We start from the raw sequence: 3,996 nt of genomic DNA on the forward strand, positions 1-3,996 counted from the left end.
CAACCGCAAGCAGTTTGGCAAGGCCATCATCGGGTTCCCGCGTGTCGCCGACAAAATCGCCATGAGCGTGGCCGATTTCGTGATGACCCGTGAACTGACCTATGCTGCTGCCCGCGCCAAGGATTCCGGTAAACGCTGCGATATTGAGGCGGGCATGGCGAAGTTGCTGGCGGCCCGTGCGGCGTGGAGCAATGCGGACGCGAGCTTACAAATTCATGGCGGCAATGGCTATGCGTTGGAATATGAAATCAGCCGCGTTTTGTGTGACGCGCGCATATTGAATATCTTTGAAGGTGCCGCAGAAATTCAAGCGCAGGTGATCGCCAAAGGCCTGATGGGAGGCGCAAACTGATGGGGGCATGGGATGCTTGGATTGGCCGTGAGGAAGCCCGGACAGACAGGGTAGATGCTGGACTCGTTTCGCGCTGGCTTGCAACCTTTGACCGGGATGCGCCGAGCGATGGCAATGTCCCGCAGGGTTTGCACTGGTGCCTTTGCTTGCCAGACGCACCAACCGCAAAGCTCGGTCCCGATGGGCATCCGTTGCGCGATGAAGGCGAAGAAAGCTTCCTACCCCCAGTGCCGCTGCCACGCCGCATGTGGGCCTCAAGCAAGGTCGAGTTTCTGAAGCCGTTGGAAATTGGAGCGGTCGTCACGCGGACGTCGCGCATATTGTCGATATCCGAAAAGTCAGGCAATTCCGGGCAACTGGTTTTTGTCGATGTCGCGCATGAAACCTCCACTGAAAACGGATTGGCTGTGCGCGAGGTGCAAAGCATCGTGTACCGTGCGGCCGTGGGATTAGAAACGCCGCTATCACCACCCGTGGAGAGCGTGCGCAGCTTTGACGCCAATGGTTGGGACGCTCAGCGCGTTGTTGTCCCCAGCGAGCCGTTGCTTTTTCGCTATTCCGCGCTCACGTTCAACAGCCACCGGATCCATTATGACTTGCCATATGCCCGCGATGAAGAGCGCTATCGCGGGTTAGTGTTCCATGGTCCGTTGACAGCGAGTTTGCTACTGGACCTCGCCCGCCGGGCATTGGGGGACAATGCGTTAGCCAGCTTCGCATTCCGGGGCCTATCTCCAGCAATCTGCGGAGAGGCCTTGCATCTGGTGATGCGGGGATCAGGCAACGATATGGAACTGGCCGCCTTTGCAGGCGACGGACGACAGATCATGGCAGCTTCGGCGCAAGGACATATTTGACATGAGTGAGAGTGAAAATATCGCCGAAATCCGCCGTTCGGTTCAGGCATTATGCGCCGATTTTCCAGGTGCATATTGGCGGGAAAAAGACAGCGCCCGCGCCTATCCGGGCGAATTTGTGGATGCGCTGACCAAGGCAGGGTTCCTCGCGGCGTTGATTCCGGAAGCATACGGTGGGTCAGGGCTAACGCTCTCTGACGCGGCCATTATCATGGAGGAAATTCAAGCTTCAGGCTGCAACGGCGCGTCCGCCCATGCCCAGATGTACATCATGAACACGCTGTTGAAATATGGCAGCGAAGAACAGAAGCAGGAATATCTGCCACGTATCGCGACAGGCGAGCTGCGCCTGCAGGCCTTTGGTGTGTCCGAACCGACCAGCGGCACCGACACGCTTTCCTTGCGCACGGTCGCGGTTCGCGATGGCGACGAATATGTCATTAACGGCCAAAAATTATGGACGAGCCGCGCGGAATATTCCGACCTGATGATGTTGCTCGCGCGCACGACGCCGCGTGAGGAGGTCTCCAGCAAGACGGAGGGGCTCTCGGTTTTTCTCATTGATATGCGCAAGGTGGTCGGAAACGGCATGACCATCAAGCCGATCCGCACGATGATGAACCATTCAACGACCGAAATCTTCTTCGACGATATGCGGATTCCCGCCTCGGCCTTGGTCGGCGAAGAAGGCAAAGGTTTCCGCTACATCCTGTCGGGCATGAATGCCGAGCGCATCCTCATTGCCGCCGAGTGCATTGGCGACGCCAAATGGTTCATTAAAAAGGCCAGCGATTATGCCAGCGAGCGCAACGTCTTTGGCCGCGCCATTGGCCAGAACCAAGGCGTGCAGTTTCCTGTAGCGCGCTGCTACGCGCAAATGTGTGCAGCGGAACTGATGGTGCATCATGCAGCGCGGGTATTTGATGCCGGCGGTAACCCGGGCGCAGAGGCGAATATGGCGAAGCTCCTTGCGTCAGAAGCCAGCTGGGCCGCCGCCGACATGTGCGTCCAAACGCACGGTGGCTTTGGCTTTGCTGAGGAATATGACGTCGAACGCAAGTTCCGTGAAGCACGGCTTTATACCGTTGCCCCGATCAGCACGAACCTGATCCTAAGCTATCTTGCCGAGCATGTTCTCGGCCTTCCCCGCAGCTATTGATTGACATGATTTCGGACATGAAAATCGACAGCACAGCCGCCACATTAGTCGACAAAGGCCCAGTGGATGAATTTTGAACTCGCCGAAGAACATCGGATGTTAAAGGATCTGGTCCGCAAATTTGTGGACTCCCAATTGGTGCCGCTCGAAGGTGAGGTTCTGGCGCGCGATACTGCAGGCAAAGGCAGCTATCTGACCAAGGATGAACAGGCCAAGGTTGACGCCGTCTCGAAAGATCTCGGCCTGTGGGGGCTGGATGCGCCTGAAGAAGTCGGCGGTATGAATTTGCCGATGGTGGCGATGGTTGGGGTCGGTGAGGAATTAGGCCGCACCGCGACGCCATATACCCTGCCGCCAGATTCGCCGAATTTGCGTATGATGATGGCGGCTGCGGACGAAAAGCAGCGCGAGCATTATCTTGCGCCTTATGTGCGCGGTGAAACCATTTCTGCCATTGGCATTTCGGAGCCTGGCGCTGGTGCTGATCCGCAATTGATGAAAACCACCGCCGTCCAGGATGGCGACGACTGGATCATTAACGGCCGCAAAATCTGGATTACCAAAGCGGATGAAGCCGATTTCACGATCTTGATGGCGGTAACCGACAAGAATGCCAATGGTCGCAATGGCATGTCTGCATTTTTGGTGGACCGCGATACGCCCGGGTTCAACGTGTTACGTAAAATCCCGATGATTGACGGCACCGCGACCTATGAAATCGCGCTGGACGATTGCCGTGTTCCGGGCTGGAAATTGCTCGGGACGCGCGGGCAGGGGTTTCTGCCCATGCAGGTGCGGCTTGGCACGCGGCGTATTGAAATGGCGTCCTGGTCGATCGGCATGGCGCAGCGCGCATTGGACATGATGGTTGAATATGCGCCACAGCGCGTCACATTTGGCAAGCCTTTGTCTTCACGCCAGACGGTTCAAAATTGGATATCCGATGCCGCCACGCGCATTCATGCCATGCGTTTGATGACCTATGACTGCGCGTGGAAAATCGATGAAGGGCGCGACACGCGGCAGGAAATTTCGATGATCAAATCCTATTGTACCGAAGCCGCATATGACATCGTTGACCATGCGATGCAGATGTTCGGTGGCATGGGGATGACACGCGAAATGCCGCTATATTTGCTTTCAAACAAGCTACGCACGATGCGTATTTATGATGGACCCAGCGAGATCCACAATTGGGTGGTCGCCCGCGATTTGCTTGGAACGCGTGAATGACCGATGCTTCATTCATGGACGACGCCGTCAGCTAACATCATAGAACAGGGGTAAACATGCAAAGTTGCTTTGCGCGGGGGGAATACAAATGGCCGAAAAGAAATTTGATATCATCGTATATGGCGCGACCAGCTTCGTCGGCCAGATCATCGTACGTTACATGCAAGAGCAGTTCGCCGATGGATCGATTAAATGGGCTATGGCAGGGCGTTCGCTCAGCAAGCTTAAGCAGGTCCGCGATACGATTGGACTTTCGGGCATAGAGATTATCGTTGCTGACGCTGCGGATGAAGATGCGCTGAAGCAAATGTGCGCGCAGACCACTGTCGTCATGTCAACGGTCGGCCCCTATGCGCTCTATGGTGACTTGCTCGTTCAGGTCTGCGCCACCACGG

At 56.3% G+C, this 3,996-nt stretch carries 5 protein-coding genes; all 5 read left to right on the forward strand.

What is annotated here, in order from left to right; translation table 11 throughout:
* A partial coding sequence (locus ACIQ0G_RS10470) for an acyl-CoA dehydrogenase family protein (RefSeq protein WP_397577852.1) occupies positions 1-352 on the forward strand: 352 nt, incomplete at its 5' end.
* Positions 352-1,209 carry a MaoC family dehydratase N-terminal domain-containing protein gene (locus ACIQ0G_RS10475; protein WP_397577853.1) on the forward strand — a complete coding sequence of 286 codons (858 nt, stop codon included), beginning with the start codon at positions 352-354 and terminating at the stop codon, positions 1,207-1,209. The genes ACIQ0G_RS10470 and ACIQ0G_RS10475, both read left to right, overlap by 1 nt.
* A gap of 1 nt (position 1,210) precedes the next feature.
* Complete coding sequence (locus tag ACIQ0G_RS10480; protein ID WP_397577854.1) at positions 1,211-2,368, forward strand: acyl-CoA dehydrogenase family protein; 1,158 nt, start codon at positions 1,211-1,213, stop codon at positions 2,366-2,368.
* Positions 2,369-2,434: 66 nt separating this feature from the next.
* Positions 2,435-3,601: an acyl-CoA dehydrogenase family protein gene (locus tag ACIQ0G_RS10485; RefSeq protein ID WP_397577855.1), complete on the forward strand. Its 1,167-nt coding sequence runs from the start codon at positions 2,435-2,437 to the stop codon at positions 3,599-3,601.
* An 88-nt stretch (positions 3,602-3,689) separates the two neighbouring features.
* On the forward strand, positions 3,690-3,996 hold a 307-nt coding region (locus ACIQ0G_RS10490), incomplete at its 3' end, for a saccharopine dehydrogenase NADP-binding domain-containing protein (RefSeq protein WP_397577856.1).

Source organism: Sphingorhabdus sp., from assembly GCF_044354325.1.
Classification (GTDB): Bacteria; Pseudomonadota; Alphaproteobacteria; order Sphingomonadales; family Sphingomonadaceae; genus Sphingorhabdus_B.